This is a genomic window from Telluria sp. ZT3P26 (assembly GCF_059686035.1).
Window position 1 is genome coordinate 452214 of record NZ_JCASII010000001.1, and the last position, 19951, is coordinate 472164.

Consider the following 19951-nt stretch of genomic DNA (forward strand, 5'->3'; position numbering starts at 1 on the left):
CCGTCAGATCGTATCGTCCGGGCAATTTCCAATAAATCAGGAGACAAGCATGCACCATTTGACCCGGTCGTACTCGGGCTGCGCGACAGCCATTGCCATCGCCGCTGCCACCCTCATCGGCGGCAGTGGCGCGGCCATGGCCCAGGCCTGGCCGGCCAAGACCATCAGCATCATTGTTCCTTTCGCCACCGGCGGCACGACCGACGCCATCGCGCGCACCCTCGGTCAGGAGCTGTCCCGGGGACTGGGCCAGCCGGTCATCATCGAAAACAAGCCGGGTGCCGGCGCCACGATCGGCGCCGACTATGTCGCCAAGGCCCGGCCCGACGGGTACGTGTTGCTGATGGGCGCGGTCCACCACACCATTGCCACGAGCGTCTACAAGAAGCTGCCGTACGATTTCCAGCGCGATCTGGCGCCCGTGTCGACGATCGCGATCGTGCCGAACGTGCTGGTGGTCAATCCCAAGCTGCCGGCCAAAAACATCGCCGAGCTCGTGGCGCTGGCCAAAAAGTCGCCCGGCAAGCTGACCTTCGGCTCGAACGGCAACGGGACCGGCCAGCACCTGATCGGCGCCCAGTTCAATATCGGCAGCGGGGTCGACATCTTGCACGTGCCGTACAAGGGCAGCGGGCCGCTGACCATCGACCTGCTGGGCGGCCAGATCGACATGTCGTTCGACACGGTCACGCCCGTGCTGTCGCACATCCGCGCCGGCAAGCTGCGCGCCCTCGCGGTGACCACCATCCAGCGCTCGGCGGCCCTGCCCGACGTGCCGACGCTCGACGAAGCCGGGCTCAAGGGCTTTGACCAGGGCACCTGGTTCGGCATCCTGGCGCCTGCGGCAACGCCAAAGGACGTGGTAACGCGCCTGAACAATGAAGTGATCAAGGTTGTTTCGTCGCCGGAGTTTCGCAAGAAGATGAGCGACATCGGCGCCGTCCCGGTCGGCAACACCGCAGCGCAGATGGCGGCCCAGATCAAGACCGACACCGAGCGCTACGCGAAGCTGGTCAAGGACGCGAACGTCACGATCCAGTAAGCCGCGCTTGACCGCGTTATCCCGACGGATTACCTATTTACTGCCGAGACGATCATGAAAACATTCAAGACTTTGCTCCAGTGCAGCGCGTTGTCGACTGCGCTGGCCGTCTGCCCCTGGGTCCAGGCGCAATCCACTGCCGAATTCCAGCGCCATATGGAAGCGTCGACGCGCAATACCGGTGGCGACCCGTCGCTGGTGCAATCCTGGCGCGCGTTCTATTGCAATCTGCCCGATGACAACAACCGGATCGTCCTGGAGCAGCGTGCCAGGAATGTGATCCGCATGCCGCTGACCAGGCTCTTCGACGACGTGTGGTACATCGGCAGCGAGTACGTCGGCACCTACATCATCAAGAACGAGCGCGGCTTCGTGATGATCGACTCCGGCAACAATGCCCAGGAAGTCGAAACCTACACGGTGCCGGCACTGCGCTCGCTGGGCCTGAGCGCCAGTCTGCCGCTCAATGCCGTGCTGCTCACGCATGGCCATGGCGACCACGATGGCGGCATGAACTATCTCCGGACGAACCTCGGCGCGATCGCCTACCTGGGCGCGGCCGATGCCACCGGCAAGGCGTACCAGCCGGCCACCTGGGTCTCGACCGATCGCGCGCCAAAGAATGTGACCATCGCCGGCGTGCCCGTCACGGTGCTGGCGACACCCGGCCATACGCCGGGCGCCACCGCCTACGTCATCGAGGCGCACGATAAAGGCAAGCCGGTCAGATTGTTCGTTTCCGGCGGCTCGTCGATGCAGGCAGCGGCGCCCCTCATCCGCGACTACCTCGATTCGATGGAGCGGACTTATGCGCTGGTCAAGGGGCAGAAGATCGACAGCGCATCCAACCCGCACGTGTATTGGGACGGCTCGGTCAACCTGGTCAAGAAGATCCAGGCCGAAGGGTTGCGTTCGCCGAGTCAGTTCATCATCGGCAACGAAAAACTGCTGCGTGCCCTGGCGGTCGGGCGCGAATGCACGGCGGCCTGGCTGGCCGGGCAGGATGCTGCAACGTCGGTACCGGTATGGCGTGTCAGCGCGCTCGACTTCCTTCCCGCGACACCGTCGCCGAACCGCCTTGCTGCGCGCCTGAGCAACGGTTGGGGGCCGCTTGCGCTCCAGCAGGTCTCGTTCCGGGTCAATGCCGACGGCGCCGTCTGCACGGCCACCACCGATGCCAGCGGTGTGGCGACCTGTCCCGTGCCGGCCGGCTTGCGCGCAGGTATGGACCGCGTCACGGCGACGTTCGAGGGCGGAACCGGTCCCGGCATCGTCGACCTGGGCAGCGAGACCACGGCAATGGTCGACTTCGGCTGCAATGATTTGCTGGCCGTCAAGGCGATCATCGCTGCGCGCCGCAATACCGCTGCCTATGTGCCGCGGCTCGACGTGGATGGCAGCGGCGTGATCGATATCCGCGATGTGTCGGCCATCGCACGGCTGATCCCGGCTGGCCTGTCCTGCAATGCCTGACAACGACGTTCACTGACTGGAGATACGATGATGATGTTTTCACGCTTGCTTGCCGCATCCTGCGCGGCGTTCGTTCTGTCGGTGCTGGCGCCCGTGACGGCGCACGCCGGTCCCACGGTAACCCTGTCCGGTCCTGCCAGCGTTACCGCCGGAGCCCGCTTTACGGTGGACGTTCGCGCCGCCGACGTTGCCGACTTGTATGCCTACCAGTTCGACCTCGGCTTCGACAGCGCCATGTTCAGGCTCGACGGCGCGCAGGAGGGCGCCTTCCTGGCCAGTGCAGGGCCGACGCTGTTCGATCCCGGTACTGTGGCGGGCGAGCCTGGCACGCTGTCGTTCCTGTTTGCCACCCTGCTCGGTCCGACGGCGGGCGTCGATGGCGACGGCATCCTGGCGACGCTGCACTTCACCAGTCTGGCGGTCGGCAGCAGTGTCTTGGAGCTGGGGAACCTGGTGCTGCTCGACGCGGCGCTGAATGACATTCCTGCCACCATCGGCCAGCTGGCCGTGACGGCCGTGCCGGAACCGGCGAGCTGGGCTCTGATGCTGGCCGGCGGCGCGCTGCTCGTGCTGCGCCGCCGGCATCCGGCCGGTGCTGGCCGGGTGCATGCATAATGACGGATTGGGCCCACGGCCAGATTTTTCCGACAAGACTCGCATGGTCACTCAACCCGCTGCAGACGTACTGCGTACCCACAACGATATCGACATTGGCGTGCGCCTGGTGGAGGCACTGCGGCAGCACGCAGGCGCCGTCAAGGGCGCGCCCGTCACGTACAAGGATGTGCTCAGGGTGGCGCGGATCATGTACCCCAAGGATCTGGTCCTGGACCGCGCAGTCCCGGTCGGCATCGGCGCCAAGCTGCAGTTCGTCGAAGCATTCTGCGCGGCCCATGGCTACCCGAACCTGGCCTGTCTCGCCGTGAATCCAGTCACGATGCGCCCGCCTGCGCGGTACCAGGGCGACTGGGAAGCCGACAGACAGGCCGTCGCCGCCTTCGACTGGTCCGCAATCGACGCCCCGCTTGCCGACTACGCGAGCAAGGCGCGCGCCGCTGTGCCGGCGCGCCTGAAACCCCGCAAGGAACGGCCGGCAGATGTTTCCTGGTACGCCTATTTCTGCTCGCACCGCAAGGAATGCGCGTGGGTCGGAAAAGAAGACAAGCAAGAGATCATCAACCTGATCATGGCCGGTCTCGATCCGGAAACGTCGCTCGGGCGCGTCAAGGCGGCAAAAGCCGAGTTCGGCGAACCGGCGTAATCAGGCAACTGCCGGCTGCAACGCGCCGCTGCGGTCGAGTACGTAATGATCGAGGTCGCGCGCCAGGGTCAGATTGCCGTTGTAGTGTGCGCGTGCCTCGTCCCCGAGCAGCGACACCGGCAGCGCGCCGTGGTCCTGATAGCGCGGACTGAAATGCGTCAGCACCAGATTGCGCACGCCGGCCTGTTCGGCAAAGCGCGCCACCCGCATTGCCGAACTGTGCTGCGGGCCCGGTCCGATCTTCTGCAGTACGTCTTCGGTGTAGGTGGCTTCGTGCACCAGCACGTCCGCGCCCTGCGCCGCAGTGGCCAGTAATTCAGGCCGATCATTATCCCCGGCGACAACGATACGCCGCGCGCGGCGGGCCGGCAGCAGGTAGTCGCTGGCCGCAATCGCGCGGCCGTCGGGCAGCGTCACATCGCGCCCTTTCTGGATGTCGCCCCACAACGGCGACGCCGGTATTGCATCCGCCCGCAATTTCTCCGTATCCAGCCCGCGCTCGATCGCCGCCTCGGTGAATCCATAGGCCCAGCACGGAAGGCCGTGTGACAACGCCGTTGCATCCACCGCGAGTTCCGGCATGAGCGGCGCGCCAGCCAGGTCGCCAGTCAGGTCGTTCGGCGTCAGCCAGACGAGCGGGTAAGGGAGACTGAGCTGGCTGGGCACCATGATCGCCTCGATCATCCCGCGCAGCGGTGGCGGGCCGACGATGGTCAGGGCGTCGCTGCGGCCCGCCATCGCGGCGCTGGCGAGCAGGCCGGGCAGGCCGTAGCAATGGTCACCGTGCAAATGGGTGATGAACACGGCGCGCAGGCTCATCACCGATAGCGGCGTGCGCAGGATGCGGTGCTGCGTGCCTTCGGCGCAGTCGATCAGCACCCATTGCCTGGCGCCGCGCAGGCGCAGCGCCAGGCCGGACATATTGCGTTGCCGGGTCGGCGTGCCGGCCGACGTCCCCAAGACAATGATTTCCATAAACAGTTCTCGTGAAGTGATGTGTCGATTATCCGGAAAGCCGGCCGGCTCGGGCGCGCGGGCACAAGCGCGTCATGTGCAACTAACTGCACATGGTTTGAGATTGATCAATACGGTCGCCGTGCAGTCAAATCGCGGCGCACTTGCCTGGCGCGCTGGTGTCAGACCTGGCGGGAGTGCCGCCATCCGGGCGGCCATGCCCGCCTTTTCATTCAGGAGGTCACCATGCGTCATCAATTCTGGCACGCGCTGTGCGCAGCAGTGGTTGTCACGCTGCTTGCTGCAACGTCCGTCGCCGCTGCACAAGCCCAGCCGGGCCCGCAACCGCCACCGTCCGATGCCATCATGGCCCGGCAGCAGGTGCCGATTGCCGCCATCAGCTGCACCCGCATCGGCCCGCCACCAACCCCCGTCACGCCGAGCGCCGACGTGCTCGGCGCCATCGATGGCGCCTATCGCCTGTCGAACGGGCAAAAGCTCGAACTGGCCACTGATCGCCAACGGGTCGTGGCCGATTTCGGTCGCTGGCACCAGATCCCGCTGGTGGCCGTCGCGCCCGACCGCTTCGAATCGCGCGATGGCCTGGTGCGGCTGCGGTATGAGACCGACGAGCAGGTCGAGCGGATCGTCGTCAGTTATCCCGCTGACCGGCGCGGTCGCTATGTCGACGTCTGCTGATGCCGCGCATTAACGGGCGTCTGCAGGTGCTGGCCATGCTGCGCTGGCCATCATGGGCGCCGCGAATGGTGTCACGCCAAACAGCAGCGAGCGATGCGCGCCGATGCCCGCCATGGCGCCATCGGCCACCGAGAGCGCCACCGAACTGGCGGCGCGCATCGCGTCGCCTGCGGCAAACACCGCGGGCACCGTGGTCTGGCGGCCTTCGTCCGTGCGGATGAATGGCCCCAGCGGTCCCTGCTCGAATGCACAACCCAGTTGTTCCGCGATCGGGCTGGTCATGTGCACGCGCCCATAGGTGAACAGCCCGGTCATGATGTCCTGGCGTCCGTCTTCCAGCACGACGGTGGCGACATTCACCAGCCGGCGCACCGGCGTGTCGTCGATCTGCACGCCGCGCGCCTGCAGATCGGCGCGTTGCGCGTCGTCCAGTGGGCACACGCCGTTGGTGAAGAACGTCACCTGGCCCCAGTGCGGCAGCATCTGCGCCTGGTGCACCGACAGCGGGCCACTGGCCAGCACGCCGATGCGGCCTTCGTTCAGTTCGTAGCCGTGGCAGTATGGGCAATGAAACACGCTCTTGCCCCAGCGCTCGGCCAGGCCCTCGATCTGCGGCAGGTCGTCGCGCACGCCGGTGGCCAGCACGAGGCGTGCGCCGCGCACGGTGCCGGCGCCATCGAGCTCGACGATGAACCCGTCATCGTCGGTGCCGTCGGTGCTGCTGCCGCCGCTGCTGCTGCCGGCGCGGCGTGCGGCCGTGGCCGTGCCGTCGTGCCAGTGGACGTTGGGATACGCCGCGACGTTGGCGCGGCCCTCGGCGGCGATGTCGGCAGCCGGCTGGCCATCGCGCGTCAGGAAGCCGTGCGAATTGACGGCGAAGCGGTTGCGGCGCTGGCCGGCGTCGACCACCAGGATGCGGCGCCGTGCGCGCGCCAGTTGCAGCGCGGCCGACAGGCCGGCGTAGCTGCCGCCGATGATGATGGCGTCGTAGGGCTCCGGCGCTGCCGGTGCCGGTGTCGGTTCAGTCGTGTTCATGTACGGGCCTCGTGTGAAGGTGGTTGTCGTAACGGCCGTTGAAGTCGCGCGACAGGTCGGCCAGGCTCACCTGGCCGAGGCGCTCGACCAGCAGCGCCTCGGCGTCGGCGAAGGCGCTTTCAAGTGAGGCATTCACCACGCGCTCGACCAGGCACTCGCTGTGCTCGTTGCGGTTGCCCATCGCGAACACGGTGGGGGCGCCGACCGCATCGTAGACATCGCGCAGCGTGACCCGGGCGAGGTCGCACGTGACGGTCCAGCCACCGCCGTGGCCGCGCTCGGAACTGATGTAGCCGCGTTCGCGCAGGCCGGCCAAGATGCGCCGTACGAGAACCGGGTTGGTGCCGAGCATGCCGGCCATCTGCTCCGAGGTCATCGGGCGGTCGCTATGGGCCAGGTGCAGCAGCACGTGGAGGACGGAAGAGAGTTTGCTGTCGCGTTTCATGTAACTAATGATAGTACAAAAACGGGCAGCAGAGGGCAACGCGCTGAGAAAACAGGAATTTACGGCAGCTCGGTGCGGGAAACGATGTGGTCGGCAGCGGCGGCAGGGGCGGCAGGGGTGGCGGGTGCGGCGGGTACGACGGACTCGCGCGGCAGCTTCAGCGTCGGCAGGTACCACCACATATACGTGCTGACGCAGGCGCCGATCACGCCCATCATGATCAGGATCGCGATGCTGTCGAAGTGCCGCGACGACCAGGCCATCGATCCCCACAACATGACGGTCGCCACGATCTTGCCCTTGAGCGGGATACCGTGGCCAGCCTCGAAATTGGCAATGTACTTGCCGAACACCCGATGCCCGATCAGCCAGCGGTGCAGGCGCACCGAGCCGCGCGCGAAGCAGGCCGACGCCAGCAGCAGGAAGGGCGTGGTCGGCAGCAGCGGCAGGAAAATGCCGAGGATGCCCAGCAGCACAGCCAGCACGCCGAGGGTGTTGTAGAAAAATTTCATGGCGATACTCTAGCACCCCGGGGTTGAACTTGTCGAAATGGCTATCCAATGTGCATTCTCTGCAACTTGTACCATTGAAACGACGTTGAACCGTATGTCGTCACGCAACTTTAAGTTCCTGTTTGCAACTTTGGCAGGGTAAGTCAGTATAATGTCGAGTCCAACGACGGGCGCGTTTATTTGGCAGTAACAGGAATTGTCTTGACGCCCGGCTATCCATTCCATGTGCTGTCCGCCTGCTGCCTGGCTCGATCCGGCCGTCTTTCATGTCTTCTCCCACATTGCCCCGTTCGTCGGTGGCCATCCTCGGCGGCTACGTCCGACCCCGTGTGTTGCGCCAGCTGGTGCTGTATCTCACGGTGATGCTGCTGGCCGTCTGGGTGCTGGTGGCGATCGAGCAGGCGCGCTTTGCCGAGCTGGCCGAAGCCGGTGGCAAGAGCAATGTGCAGAACCTGTCGCGTGCGTTTTCCGAAGAGGTCAGGGCCACGGTGGGGCTGGTCGACCTGTCGCTCGTCCAGCTGCGCGGTACGTGGCAGCGCGACCCGGCCGATTTCGCCCAAGGCGTGGCCGAGCACGCCCGCCATCTGCGCATGCCGATCCATTTCACCATCACCGATGCCGGTGGCCGTCTGCTGTATTCCAATGACGACGCACAGCCGCAGCGGCTGGCGCAGGGCGCATTGCCCGAGTTCGCCGTCCACCGCACGCAGGACGGCGACCGGTTGTATGTCGGTCGCCCCGAGAAAGATTCCGTCAGCGGGCAGTGGTCGATCCAGTTTACGCGCCCGATTCGCGATGCCGGCGGACGCCTGGCGGGCGTGATCGCCGCCTCGATTCCCCCATCGTACTTCCTGCGTTTTTATGACAGCATCGATCTGGGCCCGGATGCCGCTGTCAGCCTGATGCGCCTGGACGGTACCATCGTCGCGCGCAGCTCGCGCCCGGACGGCCAGCGCTTTACTGGCGTCAACATGGCGCAGGCGCCGCATATCCTGGCCCAGGGCACCAGCGGCATGTTCCGCAAGGTCAGCTCGCTCGATCGCATCGACCGGTTCTTTGCCTGGCACAAGCTGCCGGACTACGGCCTGGTGGTCACGGTCGGCCAGGCCGTGCATGACGTCGAAGCGCGCTTCACCCAGCAAAGCGAGGTCATGCGCAATGTGGGCGTGATCGCCTCGCTCGTGCTGGGCGTGCTGGGCTGGGCGGCGATCGGCGCTGCCGACCGGCGCCGGCGCGCGCTCAGGGCGCTGGCGGCCGCCGAGGCGCGCTGGAAGCTGGCGCTGAACGCCGCCGGCGACGGTGTCTGGGATTGCGATATCACGAACGGCACGGCGCTGCTCTCGCCCAGTGCGCAGCGCATTCTCGACAGCGAACACGCGACCGTGACCTGGTTCGGCAGCAAGGGGCTGGCCGAGCTGGTGCACCCGGACGAATTCGAGGCCGTGCGCATGGCCTTGCGCGAACATATCGACGGCGTCACGCCGGACTACGCGATGGTGCACCGGATCCGCATGCGCGACGGCAGCTGGCGCTGGATCGAGGCGCGCGGCACCGTCACCGAATGGGGCGAGCGTGGCGAACCGCTGCGCATGGTCGGCACGTTCTCGAACATCGACGCGCGCAAGCAGGAAGAAGAGCGCATGCGGCGCATGGCGCACGAAGACGCCCTGACGCAGCTGCCCAACCGCGTGCTGCTCGACGACCGCATGCGCCAGGCGATCCGGGTCGCGGCGCGCGATGGCCACAAGGTGGGCCTGATCTATTTTGACCTCGACAAGTTCAAGCCCGTCAATGACACGCATGGCCACGCGGTGGGCGATCGCCTGCTGCGGATGGTGGCCGAGCGCGTGCGCGCGGTGCTGCGGGAATCGGACACGCTGGCGCGGGTGGGCGGCGACGAATTCGCCGTGCTGCTGCCGCGCTGCGCACAGGCCCAGGACACCGAGCGCGTGGCCGTGGCCATCCTGGCCTGCCTCGAACAACCCTTCATGGACGGCGCGCGCGAATTGAATATCTCCGGCAGCCTCGGTTACGCGATGTATCCCGATTGCGGCGACGATGGCGAAGCGCTGCTGCACTGCGCCGACCTGGCGATGTACGACGCCAAGGCGCACGGGCGCAACCGGATCTCGGGCAGCTACCGCACCCGGGTCGGCTGACGGCCGCCGGCCGGAGTCACGGCAACGCCTCCGCGTCCGGCGCCACCAGCGCCGGCAGCACATGCGCGGTATGGCGCGGCAGGTAGATGGTCACCGTGGTGCCGGCATCGGGCTGGCTTGCCAGCCGGATCTGCCCGCCGCTCTGGCGCACGAAGCCATGCGCCATCGACAGCCCCAGCCCCGTGCCTTTGCCTTCCGGCTTGGTAGTGAAGAACGGTTCGAACGCGTGCTCCATCACCTCTGGCGGCATGCCGTGGCCGGTGTCGGCCACCGTGATCATCACGTAGTCGCCCGGCGCCAGCTCAGTGTCAAGCTGGCCGGCTGCCGCGTCGATCGTCACGTTGTCCAGCCGCAGTGCGATGTGGCCGCCACCCTCCATCGCATCGCGCGCATTGATGATCAGGTTGAGCAGCACGTGTTCGAGCTGGTTCGGATCGACCAGTGTCGGCCACAGGTCGGGCGCGCTGCTGCGCTCGAGCTTGACGGCGTCGCTGGCGGCGCGCTGCAGCAGGCTGTCGCTGCGGTCGAGCAGTTCCGCCACGTTGACCACGCTCGGGTGCAGCGGCTGGCGCCGCGCGAACGCGAGCAGCTGGCCAGCCAGCTTCGCGCCGCGTTCGACGGCGTCGAGCACGTTGTGCAGGCGCTTGCGCGACGGCGGGCCGTCGGCTCGCAGCATCAGCTGGACGTTGGCGCTGATGATGTGCAGGATGTGGTTGAAGTCGTGCGCCACCCCGCCGGTGAGCTTGCCGACCGCTTCGAGCTTCTGCGCCCTGTGCATCGCCAGGTGCGCTTCCACCAGGCGCGCCTGGCGTTGCAGCTCGCGTTCTTCGGCGGCGCGCCGTGACGTGATGTCGCGCACGAACACGGTGGCGCCAGCGCCGTCCGATGGCGGCAGCAGCGCCACCGCCAGTTCGACCGGCACGCGCCGCCCGCTCGTGTGCAGCACCTCGGTTTCGGTCGGCTGGCCCGGCAGCGGACCCACGCCACTCCTGGCGAAGGCGTCGAACGCGTTGTGGAAGGCCGCATGGCCTTCGGCCGGCAGCAATTCCTCGGCCGGACGGCCGATGGCGTCGTCGGCCTCCATGCCGAAGATCTGCGAGGCCTGCGCGTTCCAGTCGGTCACGCGGCCCTGGCGGTCGAGCGCGACGAAGCCGTCGTAGGCTGTTTCCAGGATCACGCGGGTGCGGCGGCCGTCGGCGGCGATGCGGTCGTGCGACTCGCGCAGTTCGAGCGTCATCGCGTGCGCCAGTTCCAGCGCGCGGTGGCGCGAACTGGCCAGCAGCCAGACGATCAGGCTGGCCAGTGCGCCGAGGACGATGCCGGTGATGGCGACCATGCGTGGCCGGGTGGTGTCGAGCGTGGCTTCGAGATCGGTGCCGGAGCCCATCTGCACGGTCCAGACACGGCCCGCGATCATCATCCTGGTGGTCGTGGAAAAGCGCGGCGTCGTGTGCGCGGTCGCCCCGGCGGACTGGTACAGCAGCGAGGCCGGTGTGATGGTGTCGCCGTCGTGGATCGTGACGTCGAGTTCGGGGGCGCTGACGCCGCCCACCCGGCGCATCAGGTCGTTCATGCGAAACGGCGCGTAGATCCAGCCAGTCAGTGCGGCGCGGCGCTGGGCCACGTCGTCGATCAGGCGGCCCGTGCGATACACGGGCAGATACATCAGCACGCCCGATTCGGCGCTGCCATCGTCTTCCTGCACCAGCACCACCTTGCCGCTCAGGGTCGCATGGCCGCTGTCGCGCGCCGCCAGCAGGGCCGCGCGGCGCGCCGGCTCGCTGGCCATGTCGAAGCCGAACGCGCGCAGGTTGCGCGCATTGAACGGCTCGATGTGCGAGACCGCCGCGAGCAGTGCGCCGGATGCCGGGTCGCCCGGCGCCGGCTCGACGCGGTAATCGGGAAAACCGTCGGCGCGCACCTGTGCTTCATGCGCCGCCACGTCGCCCGGCGCCAGCCGCGTGGCGATGCCCAGCGCACCGATGCCGGGGAAATTCTGCACCAGGTCCAGGCTCTGGTAATACTCGCCGAACACGGCGCGCGGCAGGTCGACCGAGCCGCGCAGGAAGCCGCGTGCACTCTGCAGCACCTGCTCATAGACGAGCATGCGCCGGCTGATGTTGTAGGTCATCGCGCCGGTGCGATAATCGAAGGCTTCGCGCAACTGCGCTTCCGCATTGCGCTGCGCGCTCGACCAGGCCGCCCAGGTCACCAGCAGCGTGATCATGAACACCAGCAGCGCCATCAACAGTGGCGCATGGCCGGCGGCAGGCGGCGGCGGTGAGGCAGGGGGGCGGGAGGGGGTGTGCTGCATGTCCTTGTGTGGTGCAGCCGTGATGGCGCAATGGATGGGAGCAGTGGGATCTCGACAGGATACGCACCCTCGCATTCGCAGGGCGCACGCAACTTTTGCTAATTGATTAATGAGTCACGTCAGCCCGGTCCATGTGCTGTTAATTTATTTTATGAAACATTCTAGCCCGAATCGCTTCTCTTGTAAGTACGAGGTAACGCCATGATGCCATTCCTGCGCCGCCATTGGCCGTTGACGGTGTTGCTTGCCGGGCTCGGCCTGACCGCGCTGTGGAGCATGCTGGCCCCGATCAAGGGCGGCAGTCATCAATTGCTGCTGGCGTTCCCGCCCGGCGTTACGGTCAGCGGCATGGCCGTGCCGGGCGAAATCCGCCTGACGCGGGGTGTGCAGGATGTGCTGCTTATACGCAACAGTGACCGGGTGCCGATCGTGTTCGGCCCGCTCAAGGTCGGGCCCGGGCGCGACGTGCGCCTGCCTTTCGGCGAAGAAGGCGTGTTCGACTACGTGTGCCCGCCGGTGCTGGGCAAGGTGGTGCGTGTCCGCGTGGTGGCCGCACCCGGGCCCGGCTGGGGCCGCCTCGTCTGGCGCCTGGGCAGCCTGCGTCACTGGGTGCGCTACCTGCCGCTGCGCTCGCCGGACGACTGACAGGGCGGTGACAGCGGTGCCCGTCAGGCCCGCAATCGTGTCCCGCGTTGGCGACGATTCTGTCATCATGAAGCCATGTCGACGATTTCCATGCCACTGTTCCCGCTCAGTACGGTGTTGTTTCCGGACGGGGTGTTGCCGCTGCAGGTGTTCGAGGTGCGCTATCTCGACATGATCAGCCGTTGCATCGTCGACGGCACGCCGTTCGGGGTCGTCCTGCTCACCAGCGGGCACGAGGTGCGCAAGGCCGATGCGCAGCAGGAGCGCTTCGTGGCCGCCGGCACCATTGCCTCGGTCACCGAGACCACGGCTGAATCGCCGGGCCTGCTGCAAGTGCTGTGCCGGGGCGGGGCGCGCTTCAATGTCGTGACCGCCGAGCAGCGCGTCAACGGTCTGTGGGTGGCCGAGGCCGAGCTGGCCGAAGAAGACCAGGTCGTGCGCATTCCGTCCGAGCTGCAGGGTGCGGCCGATGCGCTCGACCGCGTGCTCAACTCGCTGCACGAAGTCCCGCAGCACCGCTGGCCGGTGCAACCGCCGTTCCGGCTGGACGACTGTGGCTGGGTCGCCAACCGCTGGTGTGAGCTATTGCCATTGCCCAACCAGCAAAAGCACAATATGCTGATGCTAGATAATCCCGTGATCCGCCTCGAACTGCTGCACGATGTCCTTGACGAACATGGGTTGATCACTTCCTAGCCGCTCATCGGGGTCCAGCCAGCATGACATTCTCGGACGACTTGCTCATTGCGTACATCAACGGCGACCTCGCCGAGCCGGCGCGTGCGGCGGTCGAGCGGGCAACCCATGCCGATCCCATCCTGGCGGCGCGCGTGGCCCAGCACCGGGCCGAGCTGCGCAACGGGCGCGGGCGCAGTGTCGGCGTCTCGGCCAATGGCCACGATGGCAGCGCCAGCGCGCAGCGCCCGGTGCCGCAGGGGGCCAAGGTGGTGCACCTGAATACGCTGCGCCCCGGCCGCCCCATGCCACTCCCGCCCCCCGCGCCAACCCGCGTCGTCGGCCTGCACTGGGTGACGCTCACGGCAGCCCTGCTGGGCAGCGCCGTACTGGGCGCGGTCGGCTGGCATCACCTGGGGCAGGGCCCCGGCCTGGCCGTGCTCGACCATGACAACGGCGTGCTGGTCGCGCGCGGCGCGCTGGTCGCGGCGCTGGATGATCAACTGGCCACGCCCGGCCCGTCCGACAGCGGGGTGCGTATCGGCGTCACGTTCGTGGCCAAGGACGGCGGCTATTGCCGCAGCTTCGTCGTTGATACGACGGCCGGCCTGGCCTGCCTGCGCCGTGGACGCTGGACGATCCCGGTCCTGTCGCAGGGCACGGCCGGCGCGGCCTGGCTCGACGGCAGCATCCCGCCGCCCGCCGTGCGCGCCGCCATCGAGGCCCGCATGGCCGGCAGCGCGCTCGACCCGGCCGCTGAACGCGCCGCCCGGCAACGCGGCTGGGCGCGGTGAAGAGGGCGCAGCCGCCGTCTGCAGGCGCCGCAGTGTTCCTTCTGGTAAACTGCTTAAAAAAGTGGCGGGCATATACAGGGGTGCCGATTTCGGGTATCTTGTCACCCGCTAAAAGTGTCTCTACGTCCGCTTTCTCCGGCCCGCTTGCAGGCCAATCTTCCGGTCCCGCCGCCTTGCGCTGGCGTCCGGTTTCCGTTGTCCCCTCTCGCCGCGTAGTGCCGATCGCGATGGGTCAACCTGCCCGATCGTAGAGCTGAACGAACGATTTCCCGAAAAAACTATGTCTGATACCCCGAACAATACCGAAGTCGCTGTTACGCCAGACGTGGATGTGCTGGTTGCCGCCGACGCCGTCCCGGTCGTGCGCTTTGCCGATTTCGGCCTGGCGCCGGAAATCCTGCGCGCACTGACGGACCAGGGCTATGTGCACCCGACGCCGATCCAGGCCGAGGCGATTCCTGTCATCCTGCAGGGCCGCGACGTCATGGGCGCCGCCCAGACCGGTACCGGCAAGACGGCCGGCTTCTCGCTGCCGATCATCCAGCTGCTGATGCAGCACGCCAACCCGAGCATGTCGCCGGCGCGCCACCCGGTGCGCGCGCTGATCCTCGTGCCGACCCGCGAACTGGCGGTGCAGGTGGCCGAAAACGTCAAGGCCTACGCCAAGCACACGCCGCTGCGCGCCACCGTCGTCTTCGGCGGCATGGACATGAAGCCGCAGACCGAGCTGCTGCGCCGCGGCGTCGAGATCGTCATCGCCACGCCGGGCCGCCTGCTGGACCACATCGAGCAGAAGAACGTCAGCCTCGGCCAGGTGCAGATGCTGGTGATGGACGAAGCCGACCGCATGCTCGACATGGGCTTCCTGCCCGACCTTCAGCGCATCATCAACCTGTTGCCGAAGCAGCGCCAGAACCTGATGTTCTCGGCCACGTTCTCGCCCGAGATCAAGAAGCTGGCCAACACCTTCCTGAACAACCCGCTGACCATCGAAGTCGCGCGCAGCAATGCCACCGCCGACAAGGTCACGCAGATCGTCTACAAAGTCGAAGAAGGCCAGAAGAGCGACGTCGTCGAACACCTGATCCGCTCGCGCAACCTCAAGCAGGTGATCATTTTCTCGAACACCAAGATCGGCGCCTCGCGCCTGTCGACGCACCTTGAAAAGCGCGGCATCAAGGCGTCGGCGATCCACGGCGACAAGACGCAGCAGGAGCGCATGGCGGCCCTGGATGCGTTCAAGGAAGGTGGCGTCGAAGTGCTGGTGGCAACCGACGTCGCCGCGCGCGGCCTGGACATCACCGACCTGCCGGCCGTGATCAACTACGACCTGCCGTACAACGCCGAAGACTACGTGCACCGGATTGGCCGCACGGGCCGCGCGGGCGCCTCGGGCGACGCGCTGTCGGTGTATTCCGAAAAAGACGAGCGCCTGCTGCTCGACATCGAAAAGCTGATCAAGCAGACGATCACGCGCGGCACGCTCGACGGCTTCATCGCGCCGGCCAGCCGCGGGCGCGATGCCGCTGGCAGCCGCGAATCGGGCCGCGAATCGGGCCGTGACGCTGGCCGCCCACCACGCGACGCCAGCCGTGAATTCGTGCGCGACGGCAGCCGCGACGCGGCCGCGCCACGCGATGCAGAACGCGGCCCGCGCCGTGACGCCGAAGCCGGTCGTGGCGTACCACGCACGCCGCGCACCGGTGCCGGCCCGGGTTCGCGCCGCGAGCGCGTCGACCCGTGGTTCCTCAAGCCCTACGAGCCAGCCAGCAGCCCGCGCAAGGACCCGGATCCGGTCAACACGCCGGCCAAGGCGGGCAAGCAGAAACTGGCGTTCCTGCTCGGCGGCGGGCCGAAGTAACCATTGGTTCGCGTGGACGGGTTTCCCGTCCACGCGTGCAACGAACATCACATGAATCTGAACGCGTGGACGGCATAGCCGTCCACCCTACCGCTGCCGTAGGGTGGACGGGTCCCCCCGTCCACGCGTTCAATCCCGCTTCAACGCCGCCTTGATCCGGTCCAGCAAGTCCTGGTGCTGGTACGGTTTGGCCAGCACGTTCAAACCGTCGCTGCGCAGGTCGGACCCCGGCAACTGTTCCATATAGCCGGTCGTGACCAGCACCGGCATCTCCGGCAGCCGGGCGTGCACGCGCTCGATCAGTTCCAGGCCATTCATCCCGCCCGGCATGATCACATCGGTGAACAGCAGGTCGAACCCGTTATCGGTATCCAGGATCTCGAGAGCGCGCTCGCCGCTGGGTGCGGCCACCACGTCGTACTCCGCCATCTGCAGCATCGCCTCGGCCAGTTCGCGCACATCGACATTGTCTTCGACCACCAGGATGCGGCAGCGCTGCTTGCCATCGGCGCCCGGACCCTTCGCCGTTGCGCCGGCGCCCGTTTGATCCTCGACCTGATCGGCCACCCGGAAGATCATGCGCACCTGCGTGCCGTGTCCCGGTTCGCTGTCGATGTCCAGGCGCCCGTGCGACTGCTGCACGAAACCATGCACCATCGCCAGGCCCAGACCCGTGCCCGGGCCCTTGGTGGTGAAGAACGGCTCGGTCGCGCGCCGCCGCACGTCGGGCGTCATGCCTTCGCCCTGGTCGTGCACGCAGATGCAGACGTAATCGCCGGCGCGCAGGCCCAGCTTGCGGCGCCGCTCTTCGGACAGCACCGTCGTGCCCACCTTCACCGCGCCACCGCCCGGCATCGCATCGCGTGCATTGAGCACCACATTGAGCAGCGCCATCTCGAGGTAGGTCGGGTCGATCGTGCAGGCCGGCAGGCCGGGCTTGAGGTCGAGCTGCAGGTCGATCTTGTCGCCCAGCGTGCGCACCAGCATGTCGGAGAACTCGACCACCAGGCTGTTCAGGCTCAGGCGCTTGGGCTCGAGCCGCTGCTTGCGTGCAAAGGTCAGCAGTTGCTGGGTGAGCTTGGCCGCCTGCATCGTCGCGCGCTGGGCGCGCCGGATCGGCTCGAGCGCCTTGTGCTGGCGCTCGGTGCCCAGCAGCGCCACGTCCAGGTTGCCGTTGATGACCTGCAGCAGGTTATTGAAATCGTGCGCCATGCCGGCCGAGAGCTGGCCGATCGCTTCCATCTTCTGCGCCTGCAGGTGGGATTCCTGCGTCGTGCGGCGCTCGGTGATGTCCATCTGCGAGGCGAAGAAAAACAGTAACTGCCCCTGCTGGTCGAAGATGGGGCCGAAGAACAGCGCGTTCCAGAAGGGCGTGCCATCGGCCTTGTAGTTCAGCAGGTCGACCGCCACCGCGCGCGCTTCAGTGACGGCCTGGCGCAGCTCGGCCACGGTGTTGCGGTCGGTGTCGGGCCCCTGCAGGAAGCGGCAGTTGCGTCCCAGGATGTCTTCCTGCTTGTAGCCGGTCAGGTCTTCGAACGCGCCATTGGAAAACACGATCGGATTGTCGGGCTGGCGCGGGTCGGTGATCAGCATCGGCATGCGCGTCATTTCCACGGCGGCAAAGAAGATGTTGCCGCGTTCGTCCAGGCCGCCGTGCTCGATATAGCTGGCCTGCCAGTGGTTGACGCCCGGATTGTCTTCAGTCGGGCCCATCGGGTTGACGGCATTGCCCTCGACCTGGCCGGCGGCCGGTACGCCGCGGCTCTGGCCGCCTCCTTGCACATCGAGGTCTTTCTTGAGCGTGTCGTCCTTGGGTGGTCCGAGTACCATGCGTTTCCTTGAGCGTGGGAGGCCGGGATGCTGAAGACGCATCTCGGAGTATGGCAATAAATATAACGGTACAACAGCGGGGGATTCCGTTCGTGAGCGCACAAAAACGCACACCTTGGACCCTATGCGGGGAAATACCTTTCGGTAACAAACCCCTCATGCGATAATCTTGCCTTAAAGCTATTTTCTTGGCCTGTATTTTCCCTCGGAGTTCCCATGCACCATGATCGTCATGCAATCGTCGCCGCTCAACATTTGCCATATCGCGCAGACATTGACGGCATACGGGGCATTGCAGTGGCCATCGTCGTCCTGTTCCATGCATTTCCGACTCTGATCCCTGGCGGCTTCATTGGCGTGGACATCTTCTTCGTGATTTCCGGTTATCTGATTTCCAGGATCCTGATCACCGAGTTCGAAACCAAAAAATTCACCTACGCGCAGTTCTATGCGCGCCGCGCGCGGCGCATCTTCCCGGCCCTGATCCTGGTGATGAGCGCAACGCTGGCCTTTGGCTGGATCGCGTTGTTCCCGGATGAATTCAAGATGCTGGGCAAGCACATTGTCGGCGGCTCGACCTTCCTGTCGAATGTGTTCCTGTGGTTCGAGGTCGGCTATTTCGACACCGCTGCCGAAACCAAGCCGCTGCTGCACCTCTGGTCGCTCGGTATCGAAGAGCAGTTCTATATTTTCTGGCCGATCCTGCTGGCCCTGGCGTTTCGCTTTCGCACCAATCTGTTCTGGCTGACGATGACGCTGCTGGCGCTGTCGTTCCTGGTCAATGTCGGCGGGATCCGTCACTTCCCGAGCGCGACGTTCTATTCGATTGCCAGCCGCGCCTGGGAATTGCTGATTGGCGCCATGCTGGCCTGCCTGTCGCTGCAGAAAGTCTCGGTGTTTTTCGGTGGCATGCGCCGGCCTGCCGCCGACGGCAGCGGGATGCAAACCCGGCCGCTGTTCGATTCGAACAGCCCGGGTGGCCGCAATGCGCTGTCGTTCGCCGGTCTGGTCCTGATCGTCCTGGCGTGCGCCCTGGTGCGCGGCGGCAAAGGGTTTCCGGGCTGGTGGGCACTGCTGCCGACGCTGGGTGCCGGCTGCCTGATTGCCGCCGGGCCGAAGGCCTGGGTCAATCGCATCATCCTCTCGAACCGTGTGCTGGTCTGGGTCGGCCTGATCAGCTATCCCTTGTACCTGTGGCACTGGCCGCTGCTGTCGTTCGCGCAGATCGTCGAGTCGGGCGTGCCGTCACGGGAGATCCGGATGGCGGCGGTCGCCGCTGCGGCGCTGCTGGCGTGGCTGACGTATGTGCTGGTCGAACAGCCGATCCGGCGGCGCGGCGCGCGCCATCCGGCAGTGGCAATCGCGCTGGCGCTCGGCGTGGTGGCGACGGGCGCCGTCGGTGGCTGGGTGTACAAGAATGACGGACTGCCGGCGCGGGCACGGATCGTCGAGACGGCGAATTTCCAGAAAGCGCTGATTCTGGTCGAGGATCGGGACAATGCCGCAGCGTGCAAGAAGCGCTACGGATTCGACACGCTCTACGAATACTGCCTGCAGGCCCGGGTCGACCGCCCGCCGACGATCGCGCTGATCGGCGACAGCCACGCCTACCATGTCGTGGCCGGCCTCACGAAGTACTACAACGAGCACGGCGAAAACCTGCTGTACCTGGGCACCAGCATCCCGTACCTCGGGGTCGATCCGGGCCTGAACAATCCCTACCAGGAGGCGACGCCGCAGATGCTGGAAATGGCCCTGACGACGCCGAGCATCAAGAAAGTCATCATCTCCACGATCCTGAAACACAATGTCGATACCCCGGAAGGGAAGGCGCTGGTGGAAAAATTCCGTGCCACGCTCAAGGCATTGCAGGACGCCGGCAAGGAGGTCACGTACTTCTACGATGTGCCGACGCTGAACTTCGATCCGCGCGCCTGCATCCGGCGCGCCGGCGTTGCCAGCTCGACGACCAATCGCGACTGTGCCATGGCTGCCGCCGACTTCAACCAGGCCGTACGTGCGCATGACGAGATCGTCGCTTCGGTACTGAGGGAGTTTCCTGCGGTGTCGACGTTCCAGCCCGCGAAATACCTGTGCGATGACAAGGTGTGCAAAGCCAGGCTGGACGACAAGCTGCTGTACCGCGACAACAATCACCTCACCTACGATGGCGACCTGTATGTCGGCGCCCGCTTCGCCGAAGAGCAGAAGGCCAGGGGCTCGGCAACGAATTGATGGTGTGAAGGCGGGTG

The 19951-nt window shown here is 66.2% G+C and carries 17 protein-coding genes; 11 read left to right on the plus strand and 6 right to left on the minus strand.

Going from position 1 to position 19951, the window contains the following annotated elements; genetic code table 11:
- Positions 1-49 precede the first annotated feature (49 nt).
- From AC56LN_RS02075 to AC56LN_RS02090, 4 genes are read left to right on the plus strand one after another with little or no spacing between them, the layout of a single operon-like run.
- Positions 50-1042 carry a Bug family tripartite tricarboxylate transporter substrate binding protein gene (locus tag AC56LN_RS02075; RefSeq protein WP_499569694.1) on the plus strand — a complete coding sequence of 331 codons (993 nt, stop codon included), beginning with the start codon at positions 50-52 and terminating at the stop codon, positions 1040-1042.
- Between the two features lie 54 nt (positions 1043-1096).
- Complete coding sequence (locus AC56LN_RS02080) at positions 1097-2515, plus strand: MBL fold metallo-hydrolase (protein WP_499569695.1); 1419 nt, start codon at positions 1097-1099, stop codon at positions 2513-2515.
- Between the two features lie 27 nt (positions 2516-2542).
- Positions 2543-3130 carry a cohesin domain-containing protein gene (locus AC56LN_RS02085; RefSeq protein ID WP_499569697.1) on the plus strand — a complete coding sequence of 196 codons (588 nt, stop codon included), beginning with the start codon at positions 2543-2545 and terminating at the stop codon, positions 3128-3130.
- Positions 3131-3173: 43 nt separating this feature from the next.
- On the plus strand, positions 3174-3776 hold the full coding sequence (locus tag AC56LN_RS02090; RefSeq protein WP_499569699.1) for a hypothetical protein: 603 nt from the start codon (positions 3174-3176) through the stop codon (positions 3774-3776).
- Here the strand turns inward: AC56LN_RS02090 and AC56LN_RS02095 are convergent, their stop codons facing one another.
- Positions 3777-4751, minus strand: a complete 975-nt coding sequence (locus AC56LN_RS02095; RefSeq protein ID WP_499569700.1) for a ribonuclease Z — start codon at positions 4749-4751, stop codon at positions 3777-3779.
- A gap of 225 nt (positions 4752-4976) precedes the next feature.
- Here AC56LN_RS02095 and AC56LN_RS02100 point away from each other — a divergent pair, with 225 nt between their 5' ends.
- Complete coding sequence (locus AC56LN_RS02100; protein ID WP_499569701.1) at positions 4977-5429, plus strand: hypothetical protein; 453 nt, start codon at positions 4977-4979, stop codon at positions 5427-5429.
- 9 nt (positions 5430-5438) lie between these two features.
- On the opposite strand, the gene AC56LN_RS02105 is transcribed toward AC56LN_RS02100, so the two are convergent.
- From AC56LN_RS02105 to AC56LN_RS02115, 3 genes are read right to left on the minus strand one after another with little or no spacing between them, the layout of a single operon-like run.
- Positions 5439-6464 carry an NAD(P)/FAD-dependent oxidoreductase gene (locus AC56LN_RS02105; RefSeq protein ID WP_499569703.1) on the minus strand — a complete coding sequence of 342 codons (1026 nt, stop codon included), beginning with the start codon at positions 6462-6464 and terminating at the stop codon, positions 5439-5441.
- Positions 6451-6909 carry an Rrf2 family transcriptional regulator gene (locus AC56LN_RS02110; RefSeq protein ID WP_482900070.1) on the minus strand — a complete coding sequence of 153 codons (459 nt, stop codon included), beginning with the start codon at positions 6907-6909 and terminating at the stop codon, positions 6451-6453. Before AC56LN_RS02110 ends, AC56LN_RS02105 begins: the two co-directional genes overlap by 14 nt.
- Positions 6910-6968: 59 nt before the next feature.
- A complete protein-coding gene (locus AC56LN_RS02115) occupies positions 6969-7421 on the minus strand; it encodes a YbaN family protein (RefSeq protein ID WP_499569705.1) in 453 nt (150 codons plus the stop codon).
- 266 nt (positions 7422-7687) lie between these two features.
- Between AC56LN_RS02115 and AC56LN_RS02120 the strand changes: the two genes are divergently transcribed.
- Positions 7688-9580, plus strand: a complete 1893-nt coding sequence (locus tag AC56LN_RS02120; protein WP_499569707.1) for a bifunctional diguanylate cyclase/phosphodiesterase — start codon at positions 7688-7690, stop codon at positions 9578-9580.
- 16 nt (positions 9581-9596) lie between these two features.
- On the opposite strand, the gene AC56LN_RS02125 is transcribed toward AC56LN_RS02120, so the two are convergent.
- Positions 9597-11894 (minus strand): CHASE domain-containing protein, encoded by a 2298-nt coding sequence (locus tag AC56LN_RS02125; protein WP_499569709.1) that lies wholly within the window; start codon positions 11892-11894, stop codon positions 9597-9599.
- 201 nt (positions 11895-12095) lie between these two features.
- Here AC56LN_RS02125 and AC56LN_RS02130 point away from each other — a divergent pair, with 201 nt between their 5' ends.
- The 4 genes from AC56LN_RS02130 (at position 12096) to AC56LN_RS02145 (ending at position 15869) form a co-directional block, all read left to right on the plus strand.
- A complete protein-coding gene (locus tag AC56LN_RS02130; protein WP_499569710.1) occupies positions 12096-12539 on the plus strand; it encodes a hypothetical protein in 444 nt (147 codons plus the stop codon).
- 75 nt (positions 12540-12614) lie between these two features.
- Positions 12615-13235: an LON peptidase substrate-binding domain-containing protein gene (locus AC56LN_RS02135; RefSeq protein WP_499569711.1), complete on the plus strand. Its 621-nt coding sequence runs from the start codon at positions 12615-12617 to the stop codon at positions 13233-13235.
- Positions 13236-13258: 23 nt separating this feature from the next.
- Positions 13259-14008: a hypothetical protein gene (locus tag AC56LN_RS02140; RefSeq protein ID WP_499569712.1), complete on the plus strand. Its 750-nt coding sequence runs from the start codon at positions 13259-13261 to the stop codon at positions 14006-14008.
- A 280-nt stretch (positions 14009-14288) separates the two neighbouring features.
- Positions 14289-15869 carry a DEAD/DEAH box helicase gene (locus AC56LN_RS02145; RefSeq protein WP_499569713.1) on the plus strand — a complete coding sequence of 527 codons (1581 nt, stop codon included), beginning with the start codon at positions 14289-14291 and terminating at the stop codon, positions 15867-15869.
- Positions 15870-15998: 129 nt separating this feature from the next.
- On the opposite strand, the gene AC56LN_RS02150 is transcribed toward AC56LN_RS02145, so the two are convergent.
- The gene (locus tag AC56LN_RS02150) at positions 15999-17699 is read right to left on the minus strand and encodes a response regulator (RefSeq protein WP_499569714.1); all 1701 of its coding nucleotides are present in this window, start codon (positions 17697-17699) and stop codon (positions 15999-16001) included.
- Positions 17700-17915: 216 nt separating this feature from the next.
- On the opposite strand from AC56LN_RS02150, the gene AC56LN_RS02155 reads away from it, so the two are divergent.
- Positions 17916-19934: an acyltransferase family protein gene (locus AC56LN_RS02155; RefSeq protein WP_499569715.1), complete on the plus strand. Its 2019-nt coding sequence runs from the start codon at positions 17916-17918 to the stop codon at positions 19932-19934.
- The last annotated feature ends 17 nt before the right edge of the window (positions 19935-19951 follow it).